The organism is Tabrizicola sp. (genome assembly GCF_016793705.1).
Classification (GTDB): Bacteria; Pseudomonadota; Alphaproteobacteria; order Rhodobacterales; family Rhodobacteraceae; genus Tabrizicola.
The window spans coordinates 34,612-52,147 of the sequence record NZ_JAEULO010000064.1 but is presented as its reverse complement, the minus strand read 5'-3'; the positions used below and the strand labels follow the sequence as shown (position 1 = coordinate 52,147).

At 66.2% G+C, this 17,536-nt stretch carries 18 protein-coding genes; 14 read left to right on the top strand and 4 right to left on the bottom strand.

The annotated features are described in order from the left end of the window. The first annotated feature begins 65 nt into the window (after nucleotides 1–65). From JNJ68_RS16235 to eno, 3 genes are all read left to right on the top strand, one after another. Nucleotides 66–929: a DUF533 domain-containing protein gene (locus JNJ68_RS16235; RefSeq protein WP_294983791.1), complete on the top strand. Its 864-nt coding sequence runs from the start codon at nucleotides 66–68 to the stop codon at nucleotides 927–929. Nucleotides 930–1,009: 80 nt separating this feature from the next. Beyond that, a complete protein-coding gene (locus tag JNJ68_RS16230) occupies nucleotides 1,010–1,906 on the top strand; it encodes a DMT family transporter (protein ID WP_294983789.1) in 897 nt (298 codons plus the stop codon). A gap of 51 nt (nucleotides 1,907–1,957) precedes the next feature. Continuing rightward, nucleotides 1,958–3,235, top strand: a complete 1,278-nt coding sequence (gene eno, locus JNJ68_RS16225; RefSeq protein WP_294983787.1) for a phosphopyruvate hydratase — start codon at nucleotides 1,958–1,960, stop codon at nucleotides 3,233–3,235. A gap of 82 nt (nucleotides 3,236–3,317) precedes the next feature. Here the strand turns inward: eno and JNJ68_RS16220 are convergent, their stop codons facing one another. After that, complete coding sequence (locus JNJ68_RS16220; RefSeq protein ID WP_294983785.1) at nucleotides 3,318–4,376, bottom strand: FAD-binding oxidoreductase; 1,059 nt, start codon at nucleotides 4,374–4,376, stop codon at nucleotides 3,318–3,320. 65 nt (nucleotides 4,377–4,441) lie between these two features. Here JNJ68_RS16220 and JNJ68_RS16215 point away from each other — a divergent pair, with 65 nt between their 5' ends. From JNJ68_RS16215 to rarD, 4 genes are all read left to right on the top strand, one after another. After that, nucleotides 4,442–4,972, top strand: a complete 531-nt coding sequence (locus JNJ68_RS16215; protein WP_294983782.1) for a pseudouridine synthase — start codon at nucleotides 4,442–4,444, stop codon at nucleotides 4,970–4,972. Continuing rightward, a complete protein-coding gene (locus JNJ68_RS16210; protein ID WP_294983781.1) occupies nucleotides 4,969–5,382 on the top strand; it encodes a cupin domain-containing protein in 414 nt (137 codons plus the stop codon). The genes JNJ68_RS16215 and JNJ68_RS16210 overlap by 4 nt, the downstream gene beginning before the upstream one ends. Then, nucleotides 5,379–6,266 carry a fatty acid desaturase gene (locus JNJ68_RS16205; protein WP_294983778.1) on the top strand — a complete coding sequence of 296 codons (888 nt, stop codon included), beginning with the start codon at nucleotides 5,379–5,381 and terminating at the stop codon, nucleotides 6,264–6,266. Before JNJ68_RS16210 ends, JNJ68_RS16205 begins: the two co-directional genes overlap by 4 nt. A 146-nt stretch (nucleotides 6,267–6,412) precedes the next feature. Continuing rightward, on the top strand, nucleotides 6,413–7,336 hold the full coding sequence (gene rarD, locus JNJ68_RS16200) for an EamA family transporter RarD (protein WP_294983776.1): 924 nt from the start codon (nucleotides 6,413–6,415) through the stop codon (nucleotides 7,334–7,336). Here the strand turns inward: rarD and JNJ68_RS16195 are convergent. Then, complete coding sequence (locus tag JNJ68_RS16195; protein WP_294983773.1) at nucleotides 7,320–8,417, bottom strand: anhydro-N-acetylmuramic acid kinase; 1,098 nt, start codon at nucleotides 8,415–8,417, stop codon at nucleotides 7,320–7,322. The genes rarD and JNJ68_RS16195 overlap by 17 nt on opposite strands. A 55-nt stretch (nucleotides 8,418–8,472) precedes the next feature. On the opposite strand from JNJ68_RS16195, the gene tyrS reads away from it, so the two are divergent. Further along, complete coding sequence (gene tyrS, locus JNJ68_RS16190) at nucleotides 8,473–9,723, top strand: tyrosine--tRNA ligase (RefSeq protein WP_294983770.1); 1,251 nt, start codon at nucleotides 8,473–8,475, stop codon at nucleotides 9,721–9,723. A 38-nt stretch (nucleotides 9,724–9,761) separates the two neighbouring features. Here the strand turns inward: tyrS and JNJ68_RS16185 are convergent, their stop codons facing one another. After that, nucleotides 9,762–10,325 (bottom strand): peptidylprolyl isomerase, encoded by a 564-nt coding sequence (locus JNJ68_RS16185; protein WP_294983767.1) that lies wholly within the window; start codon nucleotides 10,323–10,325, stop codon nucleotides 9,762–9,764. Beyond that, the gene (locus JNJ68_RS16180) at nucleotides 10,315–10,827 is read right to left on the bottom strand and encodes a peptidylprolyl isomerase (protein ID WP_294983764.1); all 513 of its coding nucleotides are present in this window, start codon (nucleotides 10,825–10,827) and stop codon (nucleotides 10,315–10,317) included. The genes JNJ68_RS16185 and JNJ68_RS16180 overlap by 11 nt, the downstream gene beginning before the upstream one ends. Before the next feature lie 138 nt (nucleotides 10,828–10,965). Between JNJ68_RS16180 and JNJ68_RS16175 the strand changes: the two genes are divergently transcribed. From JNJ68_RS16175 to JNJ68_RS16150, 6 genes are all read left to right on the top strand, one after another. Continuing rightward, the gene (locus JNJ68_RS16175; RefSeq protein ID WP_294983761.1) at nucleotides 10,966–12,156 is read left to right on the top strand and encodes a phosphoglycerate kinase; all 1,191 of its coding nucleotides are present in this window, start codon (nucleotides 10,966–10,968) and stop codon (nucleotides 12,154–12,156) included. Between the two features lie 41 nt (nucleotides 12,157–12,197). Then, the gene (locus tag JNJ68_RS16170) at nucleotides 12,198–13,082 is read left to right on the top strand and encodes a fructose bisphosphate aldolase (RefSeq protein ID WP_294983758.1); all 885 of its coding nucleotides are present in this window, start codon (nucleotides 12,198–12,200) and stop codon (nucleotides 13,080–13,082) included. Nucleotides 13,083–13,217: 135 nt separating this feature from the next. Then, nucleotides 13,218–13,520, top strand: coding sequence for a septum formation initiator family protein (locus JNJ68_RS16165; RefSeq protein ID WP_294983756.1), 303 nt, complete (start codon nucleotides 13,218–13,220; stop codon nucleotides 13,518–13,520). 287 nt (nucleotides 13,521–13,807) lie between these two features. Continuing rightward, nucleotides 13,808–14,794 carry a pyruvate dehydrogenase (acetyl-transferring) E1 component subunit alpha gene (gene pdhA / locus JNJ68_RS16160; RefSeq protein WP_294983753.1) on the top strand — a complete coding sequence of 329 codons (987 nt, stop codon included), beginning with the start codon at nucleotides 13,808–13,810 and terminating at the stop codon, nucleotides 14,792–14,794. 13 nt (nucleotides 14,795–14,807) lie between these two features. After that, on the top strand, nucleotides 14,808–16,190 hold the full coding sequence (locus JNJ68_RS16155; protein WP_294983750.1) for a pyruvate dehydrogenase complex E1 component subunit beta: 1,383 nt from the start codon (nucleotides 14,808–14,810) through the stop codon (nucleotides 16,188–16,190). Between the two features lie 9 nt (nucleotides 16,191–16,199). Next, a complete protein-coding gene (locus JNJ68_RS16150; RefSeq protein WP_294983747.1) occupies nucleotides 16,200–17,519 on the top strand; it encodes a pyruvate dehydrogenase complex dihydrolipoamide acetyltransferase in 1,320 nt (439 codons plus the stop codon). The last annotated feature ends 17 nt before the right edge of the window (nucleotides 17,520–17,536 follow it).

The following is a 17,536-nucleotide window of genomic DNA, read 5'->3' as shown; positions in this document are numbered from 1 at the left end:
GCATTGACCGGACGGCGGCGGCAAGGAAGGCTGGGTGCTGAACCGAAACCCCGGGGAGGTGCGTGATGAGTCTTGGAAAGACACTGCTGAAAGTCGCGATCGGCGTTGCGATCGTGAAGGGTGTGACGGCCCTGACCAAGGGCGGCGGCGCGGCGGCCGAACCCTCGGGCGGAACCACGACGGCGGGCCGTGGCACGCGCTATGACGGCCAGACCAAGGGCGGGCTTGAGGATATCCTGGGCCAGGTGCTTGGCGGCGCCAGCAAGACCTCGACCGGACGCACATCCGGGACGGGCGACCAGGGCGGGCTGGGTGATCTTCTGGACCAGATTTCGGGCCAGAAGCGGCAGTCGCCGCGCGCGACGGCACCGAAAGGCGGGCTGGACGATCTTCTGGGCGAGCTGACGGGCCGCGGCCGGACGACGGAGCAGAACCGGCCGCAGCAGCCACGCCGCAGCGGGACGGGCGGCAGTTTCGACGGCGGATCGGGCGGCGGGGTCGGCGATCTGCTGGACCAGGTGATGAGCGACCGCAAACCGGGCGGGCCGATCACCCTGCCGGAACCGGAGCGCGAGCAGGAGCTGTCGGCGGCGCTGATGCTGCGGGCTGTGATCCAGGCGGTGAAATGCGACGGCGAGCTGGACGACGATGAGCGTCAGCGCCTGATGCAGGCGATGGGCGAGGCCGACCAGCGCGAGGTTCAGGCGGTGCAGGCGGAACTGAACCGGCCGATGGATGTCGTGGGGCTGGCGCGGTCGGTCCCGGCGGGGCTGGAGCCGCAGGTCTATCTGGTGTCGCTGATGGCGATCAACCTGGACCAGAAGGCGGAAGCCGAATACCTGCACAAGCTGGCCGGGGAACTGGACCTGTCGCCCGACCAGGTGAACGCGATCCACGACAAGGCGGGGGCACCGCGGCTGTATCGGTAACAAATCAGGCATTTCGCTGGGTTTCCTTCGTCGGGCGGGCATTGTAGGCCTTGGCGCTGCCCGCCCTTTTGGAGCCTGCCATGACCGCCCCCGCACCGCACGCGGCCGACAACACCCGCGCCGCGCTGATGATGGTGGCCTCGATGGCGTTCTTCGCCGTCGAGGACCTGTTCCTGAAGCGGTCGGCCGAGGCGCTGCCGCCCGGTCAGGTGCTGGCGCTGACCGGAGGGGCGGGGGCGCTGGTGTTCTGGGCATTGGCTGCCCGGCAGCGCCAGCCCGTCCTGTCGATGGATGCCCTGCGCGGCATTGCCCTGCTCCGCTCGCTGGCCGAGGCGGGCGCGGCGGTGCTGTATATCCTTGCCCTTGCGCTGGCCCCGCTGACGATGACGGCGGCGCTGTTGCAGGCCTCGCCGCTGGTGGTGGTGGCGGGGGCGGCGCTGTTCCTGGGCGAAGAGGTTGGCTGGCGGCGGTGGGCCTCGGTCCTGGTGGGTTTTGTCGGAGTGCTGGTGATCCTTGAGCCCTGGGATGCGGCATTCGACCCGACGGGGCTGCTGACAGTGGCCTGCGTTCTTGTCCTTGCGGTGCGCGATCTGTCGACGCGGGCCATTCCGGCGCGGATCGGGACGTTCCAGGTGGCGACCTGGGCCTATCTGGGGCTGGTGCCCGCCGGGGCCGCGCTGATGGCGGGGATGGGACAGGGTTTCGTCTGGCCGACGCCCGGACAATGGGCGGGGCTTGGCGGGGCTCTGGTCTCGGGCCTCTTCGGCTATTACGCCGTCGTCGCGGCGATGCGGCTGGGCGAGGTGTCGGTGGTGGCCCCGTTCCGCTACACCCGGCTGGTCTTCGCGCTGGTGATCGCGATGATCTTCCTGGGCGAACGGCCTTCAGGATCGACGCTTCTGGGCGCGGCCATCGTGGTGGGTTCGGGGCTTTACGCCTTTGCCCGCGCGCGCAAACGCGCTTCCCTCATGGCCTGAGGCGGGGTAAAGGGGCCGGTGAGAGCACCCATTCGGCCTTGAGGAACCCCCATGAGCACGATCATCGACATTCACGCCCGCGAGATTCTGGACAGCCGGGGCAACCCGACGGTCGAGGTCGACGTCACCCTGGAAGACGGCAGCATGGGCCGGGCGGCGGTGCCCTCGGGCGCATCGACCGGCGCGCACGAGGCCAACGAGCGGCGCGATGGCGACAAGGCGCGCTACAAGGGCAAGGGCGTGCTGGAGGCGGTCGCGGCGGTGAACGGCGAGATCGCCGAAGAGATCGTGGGCTTCGATGCGACCGAGCAGGTCGGCATCGACCGCACGATGATCGAGATGGACGGGACGCCGAACAAGTCGCGGCTTGGGGCGAACGCGATCCTCGGCGTGTCCTTGGCGGTGGCGAAGGCGGCGGCGGAGTTCACGGCGCAGCCCTTGTACCGCTATGTCGGCGGGACCTCGGCACGGGTGCTGCCGGTGCCGATGATGAACATCATCAACGGCGGCGAACATGCCGACAACCCGATCGACATCCAGGAGTTCATGATCATGCCGGTGGGTGCCTCCGACATCCGCGAGGCGGTGCGGATGGGGTCGGAAGTGTTCCACACGCTGAAGAAAGAGCTGCAGCAGGCGGGTCACAACACCGGGATCGGCGACGAGGGCGGCTTCGCGCCGAACCTGAACTCTGCCCGCGATGCACTTGATTTCATTCTGAAATCGGTCGAGAAGGCCGGGTTCAAGCCGGGCGAGGATATCTACCTCGCGCTCGACTGCGCCTCGACCGAATACTTCAAGGGCGGCAAGTATGAGATGAAGGGCGAGGGCAGGTCGCTGTCCTCGGTCGAAAATGTCGAATTCCTGGCGGGCCTGTGCAGCGACTATCCGATCATCTCGATCGAGGATGGCATGGCCGAGGACGACTGGGATGGCTGGAAGATGCTGACCGAGGTGCTGGGATCGAAGATCCAGCTGGTCGGCGACGATCTGTTCGTGACGAACCCGAAGCGGCTGGCCGAGGGTATCCGCAAGGGCATCGCCAATTCCATGCTGGTGAAGGTGAACCAGATCGGCACCCTGACCGAAACCTTGCAGGCCGTCGATATGGCGCATCGCGCGGGCTATACCAATGTGATGAGCCACCGCTCGGGCGAGACCGAGGATTCGACGATTGCCGACCTCGCGGTGGCGACGAACTGCGGGCAGATCAAGACCGGGTCGCTGTCGCGATCGGACCGGCTGGCGAAATACAACCAGCTGATCCGCATCGAGGAAATGCTGGGCGAGACGGCGGAATATGCCGGGCGGTCGGTGCTGAAGGGCTGACGGTCGGGGCCGGAGTTTTCGAAAACTCCGGTCCGGTTTCTTCGAAGAAATCGGCGGGGCGCCTCACGAGGGGCGCCCGTTTCTATTGGAAGCGCGCGGGGCGGAAATCGGCCAATAGTGGGCTTTCCGGGCCGCCGGTGATCTCTTCGGCCAAGAGTTCCGCCGCCACCGGGGCCAGCGTCGCGCCGGAATGCATCACCGCGATCCAGAGGCCCTTAAGCGGCCCCTGCCCCACGACCGGCAATCCGTCGCCCGGCACCGGGCGCAACGCCATGGCCTGATGGGCGAAGTGGATGTCGTGACCGGGAAACAGGGCGCGGAGGCGGGTCAGGGTCGCGTTCACCACCACGGGGAAAGAGCCCAGCGTCTCGGCATGGTCACCCTGATGCCCGGCGGAGGCGGGGGCGATCAGGTGCCCCTTCGCGTCCTGACGGACCTCCTGATCGGGGGTGGCGAGGACGACCGGACAGATCGGCGGCAAGGCATTGGTCGCGATCATCAGTCCGGGACGTTGCAGCATCGGCAGGGTAAAGCCGAGCGGCTCCAGCAGTTCCGGGGTGCCCGTGCCGGTGGCGAGGATCACCCGGTCGGCAGGCAGGGGGCCGAGGTCGGTGAGGACGCCGGTCGCCCTGCCCTTCTTCTCGGTCACGGACTGGACGGTGGCGCGGACCACCGCAGCGCCGGAAGCGGTGATCAGGGCACGGGCCAGGATCGCGGGGTCGGCCACGCCCTCTTCCGGAAAGAAGAGCGCGGTGTCGGGGACGGGTCCGAGGGCGGGAAGGCGGTCGACAATCTGCGACCTGATCAGCCGTTCGACCTTGTAGCCGAGCGCCAGAAGATCGGCGGCGGTTTCTTCCTGCGCGTCTCCGGTCGCTTCGTACCAGAGGCAGCCTTGCCAGGTGGTCGGCAGGCCCGGAAGGGCTTCGGTCAGGCGGCGGTGGGCGGCCATGCCTGCGTGTCGCAGGTGATAGTGTGAGTGATTCAGGAAATACGAGGCATTGAGCCAGCCGAAGCTCGCCGCCGAGGCGAGGCCGCCTTGGGCATGGGTCGAGACCAGGGTCACATCCTCGCCGCGCCGGAAGAGCTGGAAGGCCAGCGCCGCGCCGGTGATGCCGGCGCCGATGATCAGGGTCTGGGTCATGGGGCGGAGGCTGGCATGGGAAGGCTGGGTTGGCAACGGGGGGTGGGCTGCGCTAGGTCTTCGCCATGCTGATCCTTCTGAACAAGCCCTATGACGTGCTCTGCCAGTTCTCGCGCGAGGGGGAGCGGGCGGTGCTGGCGGATTTCGTGGCGGTGAAGGGGGTCTATCCGGCGGGGCGGCTGGATCGGGACAGCGAGGGGCTGCTGGTGCTGACCGATGACGGGAAGCTGCAGGCGCGGATCGCGGACCCGAAGCACAAGCTGGAGAAGACCTATCTTGCGCAGGTCGAGGGGGTGGTGACGGAGGCCGCGCTGGAGCGGTTGCGGGAGGGGGTGGAGCTGAACGACGGGCCGACCCTGCCGGCCAAGGCGCGGGGGGTGGCGGAGCCCGCATGGCTCTGGCCGCGGGTGCCGCCGATCAGGGTGCGGAAGTCGGTGCCGGACGGGTGGATCGAGCTGGTAATTCGCGAGGGGCGCAACCGCCAGGTGCGGCGGATGTGTGCCGCCGTTGGCCTGCCCTGCCTGCGGCTGATCCGCTGTCGGGTGGGCGACTGGACGCTGGAGGGGCTTGCTCCGGGTGAGTGGAGGGAAGCATGAGCGCCGAGGAGATCATCCGCAGGCTGGAGCTGGCGCCGCATCCCGAGGGCGGCTGGTATCGGCAGACCTGGGTCGGGCCATTGGTCGATGGGCGGGCGAGCGGGACGGCGATCCTGTTCCTGCTGAAGGCGGGCGAGCGGAGCCATTGGCACCGGGTCGATGCCGACGAGATCTGGCTGTGGCATGCAGGCGCTCCGCTGATACTGTCGCTGGGGGAGCACTCTGCCAGCGATGTGCGGCTGGGACCGGATGTGCTGGAGGGTGATGTGGTGCAGGCGGTGGTTCCGGCGGGATGGTGGCAGGCGGCGCAGTCCGCGGGGGAGTGGACGCTGGTCAGTTGCACCGTCTCGCCCGGGTTCCGTTTCCAGGGGTTTGAACTGGCGTCTCCGGGCTGGGAACTGAAGTCATGAGGGATCACCGGGAATTTCTGGCCGGCGTTCCGACCGAGTTGCGCGAGGCGATGACCGCCCGCTCCGACAGGGCGGGCCTGCGGCATCTGGCGCTGCATGTGGGGCTGATCCTGCTGGCGGGCGGGCTTATCGCGGCGGGTGTGCCGGGGTGGTGGGCGCTGTTGCCGGTTCAGGGGGTGTTGATCGTCTTCCTGTTCACGCTGGAGCATGAGGCGACGCACAAGACGCCCTTCGCCTCGCTCTGGCTGAACGAATGGGCCGGGCGGCTGGCGGGGTTCCTGCTGCTTCTGCCCTTCGAGTGGTTTCGCTATTTCCATCTGGCGCATCATCGCTGGACGAACATCGACGGGAAGGACCCGGAGCTGGCCAGCGAGAAGCCCGCGACCCTGCGGGAGTGGGGGATCCATGTCTCGGGCCTGCCGTATTGGGGATCGGGGCTGCGGCTGATCGCAGCGCTGGCGCGGGGCAAGGTCGAGGGCGAGTATCTGCCGTTGAGCGCCAAGGGCCGGATCGTCACCGAGGCAAGGGTCATGGTGGCTGGTTATGCGCTGGCGGGGCTGACGCTGGTCTGGACGCCCTTGCTGCTGTGGGTCTGGGTGGTGCCGGTGCTGCTGGGCCAGCCCTTCCTGCGGCTGTATCTGCTGGCGGAACATGGCGATTGCCCGCGGGTGGCGAACATGTTCCAGAACACGCGCACGACCTTCACCAACCGGATCGTCCGGTTCCTGGCCTGGAACATGCCCTATCATGTGGAACATCATGTGTGGCCAGCCGTCCCCTTCCACCGCCTGCCCGAGCTGCACGGGCTGATGCGGCAGGATTTGCAGGTGACGGCCGAGGGCTATGCGGGGTTCACGAAGGAGTATCTGGCGCGGCGGCTCTGAGGCTGCGGCCGGTCGCCGGGTCGGACAGCGCGGATGCGCGCCGCGCGGGGATATTTCGGCAAAGATGAAAGGCGGGACCGATGCGGGATTGTGCGGGGCACAAGAACGAGGTGGTTGTCGGTCGGGGGATTGGGTAGGGGAGAAGCATGAGCGACACCACCCCCCTGCCCCGTCCGACTGCCTCCGGCGGCGACAGCCTCTCGGGCTTTCTCTATGCGCTGGCGGCCTATCTCCTCTGGGGGTTCCTGCCGCTGTACATGAAGGCCCTGGCGCATATCCCGCCGCCCGAGGTGATCGCGCATCGGGTGCTCTGGTCGGTGCCGGTGGCGCTGGTGGTGCTGTGGTGGACGGGGCGGACGGCAGACCTGCGGGCGGCGCTGGTATCGCCCCGGATGCTGGGCATGGGCGCGATGACCGCGGCGCTGATTTCCGTGAACTGGGGCATCTATGTCTGGGCCATCGGGTCCGGGCATGCGCTGGACGCGGCGCTTGGATATTACATCAACCCGCTGTTCTCGATCTTCCTGGGCGCCGTGCTCTTGGGCGAGCGGATGGGCCGGACGCAGATGGCGGCGATTGCGCTGGCGGTGGTGGCGGTCGGCATCCTGACCTGGGATGCGGGGCGGCTGCCAGTGGTCGCGCTGGGGCTGACGCTGACCTGGGGGTTCTATGCCTACCTCAAGAAGCGGCTGCCGATCGGGCCGAACCAGGGCTTCACGCTGGAGGTGTTGATCCTGTTGATCCCGGCGATCGGTTACATGGTCTGGCTGGCGGCGCAGGGCACGTCGCATTTCCGGCAGGGCGTGGTATGGGACGATGCGCTGCTGCTGGGCTGCGGGCTGGTGACGGCGGTGCCGCTGATGATCTACGCCAACGGCGCGAAGCGGCTGACGCTGTCGACCATCGCGATCATGCAGTACATCGCGCCGACGATGATCTTCCTCACCGCGGTCTTCATCTTCGACGAGCCGTTCAGCAAGGTGAAACTCTTGGCTTTCAGCCTGATCTGGGCGGCGCTGGTGATCTATTCGGCCCCGATCCTGGCCGGGCGGCTTAGTCGGGCCGGCTGATCTGGCCGCCTCCGACAAGGGCCGGCGCACCGGTCGTGTCGGGGCTGGAGGTTGCCATCTTGCGCAGGACGCGGACGGCGAGGAAGGCGAAGGCCTGGGCCTCCAGCATGTCGCCGTCGAGGCCCACATCCTCGACCGGCAGGATCGGGCAGGGGATGCGGCGGCGGAGTTCGGCCATAAGGGTGGGGTTGTGGCGGCCACCGCCGGTGACGAGGATGCGGGTCACGGGGGCGGGGAAATGGATTTGCGCGGCGGCGACGCACGCCGCGGCGATGGCGGTCAGCGTGGCGGCGGCGTCTGCGTCCGACAGCATCTCCAGCCGGTCGATCAGGCCGTGGAAATCGTTGCGGTCGAGCGATTTCGGCGGGGGAGCGTCGAACCAGGGGTCTTTCAGGACCGAGGCAACGAAGTCCTCGTCGACCTCGCCTTGAGCGGCAAGCGCGCCGCCCTCGTCGTGGGAGTGGCCGAGCCGGTCGCGCGTCAGGTCGTTGATTGGCGCATTGGCGGGGCCGGTATCGAAGGCCATCAGCGCGCCGGGGCTTTCCGGGCCGGGGGCGGTGGGGTCGATCCAGGTCAGGTTGCCGACACCGCCGAGGTTGAGGAAGGCCAGGGGTTCGGTCGCGCCGATGTGGCGGGCGAGCGCGTAGTGGTAGAAGGGGGCAAGCGGCGCGCCCTGCCCGCCGATGGTGACGTCGGAGGAGCGGAAGTCCCAGACCGTCGGCAGGCCCAGAAGCTGCGCCAGCAGCGCGCCGTTGCCGCATTGGTGGGTGCCCCGGCCCTTCGGGTCATGCGCGAGGGTCTGGCCGTGGAAACCCAGAACTTCGGCGCCGGAGAAGCGGGCGAGGACTTCGGCATGGGCGGTCTCGACCACCTCCGCCGCAGCCTCGACCTGTGGATCGCCGGGCCATTGGCCGAGGGCAGCGCGCAGGGCCTCCTGCTCCTCGGGCGTGTAGGGGCGATAGGCGGCGGGGCCGAAGGCGAAGACCGCGTGGCCATCGGTCTTGATCATCGCGGCGTCGACCCCGTCCAGCGAGGTGCCGGACATGGCACCGAGTGCCCACAGAGCCCCGTCCTTCCGCATCTTCCCTTGGAACCTTCGCACAGATATACCGCGCGCATCCTAGACCGAGGCGGCCATGAACTACCATCCGAAATCTGACTTCATGCGCGTGATGTTCGAGCGCGGCTTTGTTGCCGATTGCACGGATTATCAGGCGCTTGACGAGGCATTGGTGAAGGGTGTGCTACCGGGCTACATCGGCTTCGACGCAACGGCGACGTCGCTGCATGTCGGCAGCCTGATCCAGATCATGATGCTGCGCTGGTTGCAGAAGTGCGGGGGCAAGCCCATCGTGCTGATGGGCGGGGGCACGACCAAGATCGGCGACCCGTCATTCCGTGCGGACGAGCGGCCCCTGCTGACCGATGCACAGATCGCATCGAACATCGAGGGGATCAAGAAGGCGTTCTCGCCTTATGTCCGCTTCGGCGACGGCCCGACCGACGCGATCATGGTCAACAACGCAGAATGGCTGGACGCGCTGAACTACATCGGTTTCCTGCGCGACATCGGCCGACATTTCAGCGTCAACCGGATGCTGTCCTTCGAGAGCGTCAAGTCACGGCTGGACCGGGAGCAGAGCCTGTCGTTCCTGGAATTCAACTACATGATTTTGCAGGCCTATGACTTTTTGGAGCTGCACCGCCGCTATGGCTGCCTGTTGCAGATGGGCGGGTCGGACCAGTGGGGAAACATCGTCAACGGCGTCGACCTGACCCGCCGGGTGATCGGGGGGGAGGTGTTCGGCCTGACCTCGCCGCTTTTGGCGATGAGCGACGGGCGGAAGATGGGCAAGAGCCAGTCAGGAGCGGTCTGGCTGAATGGCGACCTGTTCAGTTCCTACGAGTTCTGGCAGTTCTGGCGCAATGTCCCGGATGCCGATGTAGGCCGGTTCCTGAAGCTTTACAGCGAGTTGCCGGTGGCCGAGTGCGACCGGCTGGGCGCCTTGGGCGGATCGGAGGTCAATGAGGCCAAGATCGTGCTGGCGAACGCGGTGACGACGCTGTTGCACGGGGCCGAGGCAGCTGCGGCCGCCGAGGCCACGGCGCGGGAAGTGTTCGAAAAGGGTGGGATCGGGGACAATCTTCCGACCGTCACGCTGGAGCCCGCCGAACTGGCCGATGGCGTGGGGATCGTGCAGTTGTTCGTGCGCGCGGGTCTTGCGGCGAGCGGCAAGGATGCGAAGCGCCTGATCGCGGAGGGCGGAGCGAAGGTGAATGACGAGATCATCACCGACAGCGGCTTGCGCTATGGCGCGGGACATCTGGCCGAGCCGATGAAGCTGACCGCAGGCAAGAAGCGGCACGCGCTGGTGGTGCTGGGGTAGGACTGCGGGGTGGGCAACTTGCCCACCCCGCTGTTCGCTCACTCCTGAACCGTGACCTTGGTCATCACGTCGGGCGTCGCGGGCGGTTCGCCGCGCTGGATGGCGTCAACGACATCCATCCCCGAGATCACGTTGCCGACGATGGTGTATTGGCCGTCGAGGAAACTTGCATCGCCGAAGGTGATGAAGAACTGGCTGTTCGCGCTGTTGGGGTCATTCGCGCGCGCCATGCCGACGACTCCGCGCTGGAAGCTGGCCTTGTCGGTGAACTCGGCCGGGATGTCCGGCTTGTCCGAGCCACCCATACCCGCCATCGAGGTGTCGGACCCGGCCTTGCCATACTGCACATCGCCGGTCTGGGCCATGAAGCCGTCGATCACGCGGTGGAAGACAACATTGTCATAGGCGCCTTCCTTGGCCAGCGCGACGATCTGCGCAACATGCTGGGGAGCAAGGTCGGGGAGAAGGTCGATCACCACGGTGCCGTTGGCCGCGCCCGCGACCTCGATCGTGAGGTTCGGGCCCGGGCCGTCGGTGGCTTGTGCGAAGGCGGGGGCGGCGAGGGCCGCAAAGGCGGCGGCGAGGATCAGGTTACGCGACATCGGCAGCCACCCGGACAGTGACCATGCGGTCGGGGTTCTGCGGCGGTTCGCCCCGGGTGATCTTGTCGACATGCTCCATCCCCGAGATCACACGGCCATAGACCGTGTACTGGTTGTTCAGAAAATGGTTGTCGCGGAAGTTGATGAAGAACTGGCTGTTGGCCGAGTTCGGGTTCTGCGAGCGCGCGGCGCCAAGCGTGCCCCGGTCATGCGGCAGTTTGGAGAACTCGGCCGGAAGGTCGGGATACTGCGAGCCGCCCGTCCCCGCCCGGCGGGGATTGTAGCTGGGGCTTTCCATGTTGGCGTTCTCCACATCGCCGGTCTGGGCCATGAAGCCGTCGATCACCCGGTGGAAGGCCACGTTGTCGTAAGCCTTGTCGCGGGCAAGCTGCTTCATCCGCTCGGCATGTTTCGGTGCCACGTCGGCGAGCAGCTCGATCACCACTTCGCCGTCCTTCAGCGTCAGGATGATGGTGTTTTCTGGGTCCTTGATGTTGGCCATCGGGGGTTCCTCAAGTTTCGGTCGGGCGTGACCGTAATGGGGGCATCCGCCCAAGGGAAGGGCAAAGCGTCGGAAGCGGTTGACGTAGGCGTGATCCCCGCGCCAAAAGCGGGCAGGCTTACAGAGATGGAGATGGCGATGCCCTGGAAAACGCTCGACGACATGGACCTGAAGGGGAAAGTGGTGCTGGTGCGGGTCGACATCAACGTGCCGATGGAGGCCGGGAAAGTCACCGACATGACCCGGATCGACAAGATCAAGCAGACGGTGGAGGCGATCGTTGCCAAGGGCGGCAAGGTGGTGCTGCTCGCGCATTTTGACCGGCCGAAAGGCAGGGTGGTGCCGGAAATGAGCCTGTCGCATGTGGTCGATGCGCTTGCGGGGTCGCTGGGGCGGAAGGTGGTGTTCGGCTCGGACTGTGTGGGCGAAGCAGCGGCAGCGGCGATCGCCAAGGCGGGACCTGCGGAGGTGGTTCTGCTGGAGAACACCCGCTTCCATCCGGGTGAGGAGAAGAACGATCCCGAGCTGGCGGCGCAGATGGCGGCCCTGGGGCAAGTCTTTGTGAATGATGCGTTTTCGGCGGCTCATCGCGCCCATGCCTCCACAGAGGGGTTGGCGCAGCTTCTGCCCTCGGCGGCGGGACGGCTGATGGAAGCGGAGTTGCGCGCGCTGGAGGCGGCGCTGGGGTCGCCGCAAAGGCCGGTGGTGGCGGTTGTCGGGGGGGCGAAGGTTTCCACCAAGATCGAGCTCTTGGCAAACCTGGTGACGAAGGTCGACCATCTGGTGATCGGCGGGGGGATGGCGAATACCTTCCTTGTCGCCGAGGGGATCGAGGTCGGCAATTCGCTGGCCGAACGCGAGATGGCCGAGACGGCGCGGGAGATCCGGCACCGGGCGCAGAAGGCGGGCTGCCAGATCCATCTGCCGGTGGATGTGGTCGTCGCGCGGGAGTTCAAGGCGGGGGCGGAAGCCCATGTGGTGAGCGTCCACAAATGTCCGCCGGATGCGATGATCCTGGATGCCGGGCCGCAGACGGTGAAGGAGCTGGAGGGGGTGTTCGCATCCGCCAGGACCTTGATCTGGAACGGTCCTCTGGGAGCTTTCGAGATCGAGCCGTTCAATGCGGCGACTTTTGCTGCAGCGCAGGCGGCAGCGCGGTTGACCCGTGAGGGGAGGCTCATTTCCGTGGCAGGCGGCGGCGATACCGTTGCGGCGCTGAATGCGGCGGGGGCGGCGGAAGATTTCACCTTCATCTCCACCGCCGGGGGGGCCTTCCTGGAATGGATGGAGGGCAAGGAATTGCCGGGCGTGAAGGCCTTGATGGGTTAGGCCGCAGGAGCTATGCCAGCACTGACAGTCGGGAGACGGACATGACCAACGCGAAGATGACCGAACAGATGCGCGCCGGGCGGGGCTTTATCGCAGCCCTCGACCAGTCGGGCGGATCGACCCCCAAGGCCTTGAAGCAATACGGAATTTCGGAAGGCGAATATTCCGGCGAAGAGCAGATGTTCGACCTGATCCATGCGATGCGGGCGCGGATCATCCAGTCCCCGGCCTTTACCGGCGACAAGGTGGTGGGGGCGATCCTGTTCGAGCAGACCATGGACCGCAAGGTCGACGGGATCCCGACCGCAACCTACTTGTGGGAGAAGCGCGGCGTGGTGCCGTTCCTGAAGATCGACAAGGGGCTGGAGGCGGAGGCCGATGGCGTCCAGTTGATGAAGCCGATCCCGGGCCTCGATGCGCTGCTGGCCCGCGCAGTGAAGGCTGGGATCTACGGGACCAAGGAACGCTCGGTGATCAATGGGGCGAACCGCAAGGGGATTGCGGCCATCGTGGCGCAGCAGTTCGACATCGGGCGGCAGGTGGCCAGCCACGGGCTGATGCCGATCCTGGAGCCGGAAGTGACGATCTCGATTGCCGACAAGGCCGAGGCCGAGGTCATCCTGCAGGAGGAAATCCTGAAGCATCTGGAAGGGCTTGAGGGTCAGGTCATGCTGAAGCTCAGCCTGCCGACGGTGCCCGACTTCTATCAGCCGCTCGTCAAGCACCCGAAGGTGCTGAAGGTCGTCGCGCTGTCGGGCGGACATTCCCGCGATGCCGCGAACCAGATCCTTGCGAAGAACCACGGGATCATCGCGAGCTTCAGCCGGGCGCTGAGCGAGGGGCTGTCGGCGCAGCAGAGCGAGGGCGAGTTCGACAAGGTGCTGAAGAACGCGGTCGACAGTATCCACGCGGCCTCGATCACCTGAGGCTGCAAGTCGTCAGGGAAAGCACTCTCCCACTCAAGTCTTTGAGCGGGATGCATTTTCAGGATTCACAAGTGATTCGTCTTGTGTCATGATTCGCCACACGCCTCCGGTCCAAGAGAGGCGAGTTGAGGGCGCATGTCGGCAGCAAATTCGCAGCGAAGCTTTGGAGGCCTGGCCTATCTGGTCCTGGTCGTGCCCGTCGGAATTTCCTTCACCTTCGCCGCCGTGCAGGGGGATTATGGCATGTTCGCCCGGGTGGCGATCAACGCCGAGGCGGAAACCTTGCGGGCAGAGCGGGACAAGCTGGCCGCCGATCTGGCGGAGATGCAGAACCTGACACACCGGCTGTCGGACGACTACCTTGACCTCGACCTTCTGGACCAGCAGACGCGGGATGTGCTGGGATATATGCGATCGGACGAGATCGCCATCCGCTAAGGCCTTGCGGACCCTGAGGTAATCCTCCGGATGACAAGCCGTCTTCCTGTCGTCCCTCCATCTTCCTTCCGTCTTTACGCGCGTCTCTGCCATCAGGTGTTAACCTTGGAGGGCGAATCGGGGGGTGATCCGTCCGGGCGGGCCTTTCCTTTTGCGCATGGGTGCCATGTTGCCTGGATGACGCGAGGGCAGGAGAATCCTTTTGACCCAATAAACACCGATGCTGTATGGATGGTTTAACACTAAACCATTTTCTGCAGCTGCAAACACAGCCTGGGAGGAGCCTGATGGCGAAGAAGCCCGACGCGAGACCGAATGTCTCGAAGGACGACTTGCTGAAATACTACCGCGAGATGCTGCTGATCCGCCGCTTCGAGGAGAAGGCGGGGCAGCTTTACGGCATGGGGCTGATCGGCGGGTTCTGCCACCTGTACATCGGGCAGGAGGCGGTGGTCGTCGGGCTGGAGGCAGCATCGAAAGAGGGTGACAAGCGGGTGACGAGCTACCGCGACCACGGGCATATGCTGGCCTGCGGGATGGACGCCAAGGGCGTGATGGCCGAACTGACCGGGCGCATCGGGGGATACTCGAAGGGCAAGGGCGGCTCGATGCACATGTTCTCGAAAGAGAAACACTTCTACGGCGGGCACGGGATCGTTGGCGCTCAGGTGCCGCTGGGGGCCGGGCTGGCCTTTGCCGACAAGTATCTGGGCAACGACAACGTGACCTTCACCTATTTCGGCGACGGCGCGGCGAACCAGGGCCAGGTCTACGAGACCTACAACATGGCCGAGCTGTGGGAGCTGCCGGTGATCTTCGTCATCGAGAACAACCAGTATGCCATGGGCACCAGCATGAAGCGGGCCACCAAGTCCGAGACTTTGTATGGCCGCGGCGTCGCCTATGGCATTCCGGGCGAGCAGGTCGACGGGATGGACGTGTTGGCGGTGAAGGCCGCGGGCGAGAAGGCGGTGGCGCACTGCCGGGCGGGCAAGGGGCCGTACATTCTTGAGATGATGACCTACCGCTACCGGGGGCATTCGATGTCGGACCCGGCGAAATACCGGACGCGGGAAGAAGTCGAGAAGATCAAGACCGAGAAGGATTGCATCGAGCATGTCCGGGACCTGCTGACGCAGGGGGGCTTGGCTTCGGACGAGGAGCTGAAGGCCATCGACAAGGACATCAAGGCGATTGTGAACGAAAGTGCGGAATTCGCCAAGGAAAGCCCGGAGCCGCCGAATGCGGAGCTGTGGACGGACATTTACGCCTGAGGGAGGGGAAATCATGGCAACGCAAGTACTGATGCCCGCGCTTTCTCCGACCATGGAGGAGGGCACGCTGGCAAAGTGGCTGGTGAAGGAAGGCGATACGGTCAAGTCGGGGCAGATCCTGGCGGAGATCGAGACCGACAAGGCGACGATGGAGTTCGAGGCGGTGGATGAAGGCACCGTTGGCAAGATCCTGGTGGCCGAGGGCACGGCGGGCGTGAAGGTGAACACGCCGATTGCGGTGCTGGTCGAGGAGGGCGAGAGCGTGACCGACGCGCCTGCACCGGCGGCGGTGGCCGTGGCAGCAACGGCGGCGGAGGTTCCGGCGACGGTGGCGGCGGCCCCGGTGGCGCCCTCCCCTGCCCCGGCCCCGGCCGAGGTGCGCGGCTGGCCGCATACCGACTTGCCGGCGGGGCCGACCAAGACGATGACGGTGCGCGAGGCCCTGCGCGAGGCGATGGCCGAGGAGATGCGGGCCGATCCGACGGTCTTCCTGATGGGGGAAGAGGTCGGCGAGTATCAGGGGGCCTACAAGATTTCCCAAGGCCTGCTGGACGAATTCGGGGCGAAGCGGGTGGTCGATACGCCGATCACCGAGATGGGCTTTGCCGGGATCGCCACGGGGGCGTCGTGGGGGGGCCTGAAGCCGATCGTGGAGTTCATGACCTTCAACTTCGCGATGCAGGCCATCGACCATATCATCAACTCGGCGGCGAAGACGCTGTATATGTCCGGCGGGCAGATGGGGTCGCCCATGGTGTTCCGCGGCCCGAACGGCGCGGCGGCGCGGGTGGGGGCGCAGCACAGCCAGGACTATGCGGCCTGGTATGCGGCGATCCCCGGGCTGCGCGTCTGCATGCCCTATACGGCGGCGGATGCGAAGGGGCTGTTGAAGTCGGCGATCCGCGATCCGAACCCGGTGATCTTCCTGGAAAACGAGATCCTGTACGGGCGGTCGTTCGAGGTGCCCGCCGAGGGGGATTTCGTGGTGCCGTTCGGCAAGGCGTCGATCCTGCGGCCGGGGATGGATGTGACGGTGGTCTCCTTCGGGATCGGCTGTGCACATGCCTTGGCTGCGGCGGAGGCTCTGGTGGGCGAAGGGATCAGCGCCGAGGTGATCAACCTGCGGACGCTGCGCCCCATCGACTATGACACGGTGCTGGCTTCGGTGATGAAGACCAACCGCTGCGTGACGGTGGAGGAAGGCTTCCCGGTGGGGTCGATCGGGGATCATCTGGCGAGCACGATCATGCAGCGGGCGTTCGATTACCTGGACGCTCCGGTGATCACCTGCACGGGCAAGGACGTGCCGATGCCCTATGCGGCGAACCTGGAGAAGTTCGCGCTGATCACCCCGGCGGAGGTCGTCACCGCCGTCAAATCCGTCTGCTACCGGTGAGGTGAGGACATGGCTACCGAAATTCTGATGCCTGCTTTGTCCCCGACAATGGAGGAAGGGACGCTTGCCAAGTGGCTGATCAAGGAGGGGGACGTGGTCAAGTCGGGCCAGATCCTCGCCGAGATCGAGACCGACAAGGCGACGATGGAGTTCGAGGCGGTGGATGAGGGGGTCGTCGGGAAAATCCTGATCGCGGAAGGGACGGCGGGGGTGAAGGTGAACACGCCCATCGCGGTGCTGCTGGACGAGGGGGAGGATGCTTCGGCAGTTGCGGCGGCTCCGAAGGCGGTGGCTCCGGTGGAGACGGCGGAGAGTCGGGGTGAACCCCGACCTACGGCGGTTGCGCCGGTTGCGGCGGCGGCCCCTGCCCCGGCGGTGGGTGGCGCGCGGGTGTTTGCCTCGCCGCTGGCGCGGCGGATCGCCAAGGAGAAGGGTCTGGACCTTGGGGCTGTGAAGGGCTCGGGTCCGCATGGCCGGATCGTGCGGGCGGATGTCGAGGGCGTGGCTCCGGTGAACCGGTCTGAAGCCCGGCCTACGGCTGTGGTGGAGGCCCCGAAGGCGGCGGCCCCTGCCCCGGCGGCGGCAGCGATGCCCATGGGCATGGCGGCGGAAACCGTCATGAAGATGTATGCCGACCGGCAATACGAGGAAGTGGCCCTGGACGGGATGCGCCGGACAATCGCCGCGCGGCTTACCGAGGCGAAGCAGACCATCCCGCATTTCTACCTGCGGCGGGATGTCAGGCTGGATGCGCTGATGGCCTTCCGCGAGCAGCTGAACAAGCAGCTTGAGGGGCGCGGGGTAAAGCTGTCGGTGAACGACTTCATCATCAAGGCCTGTGCCATGGCGTTGCAGGCGGTGCCGAACGCCAATGCCGTCTGGGCGGGCGACCGGATGCTGCGGCTGAAGCCCTCGGACGTGGCGGTTGCCGTGGCGGTGGAGGGCGGGTTGTTCACACCGGTGCTGCGCGATGCCGACAAGAAATCGCTGAGCGCGCTGTCGGCGGAGATGAAGGACCTGGCCGCGCGGGCGAAGAACAAGAAGCTAGCGCCGCATGAATACCAGGGCGGGTCCTTCGCGATCTCGAACCTGGGGATGATGGGGATCGAGAATTTCGACGCGGTGATCAACCCGCCGCATGGCTCGATCCTGGCTGTCGGCGCGGGGGTGAAGAAGCCGGTCGTGCTGGCGGACGGAACCATCGGGGTGGCGACGGTGATGTCGATGACGCTGTCGGTGGATCACCGGGTGATCGACGGGGCCTTGGGGGCGGAGTTCCTGAAGGCGGTGATCGAGGCGCTGGAGAACCCGATGGTGATGCTGGCTTGAATCGGCGGACGGGGGGC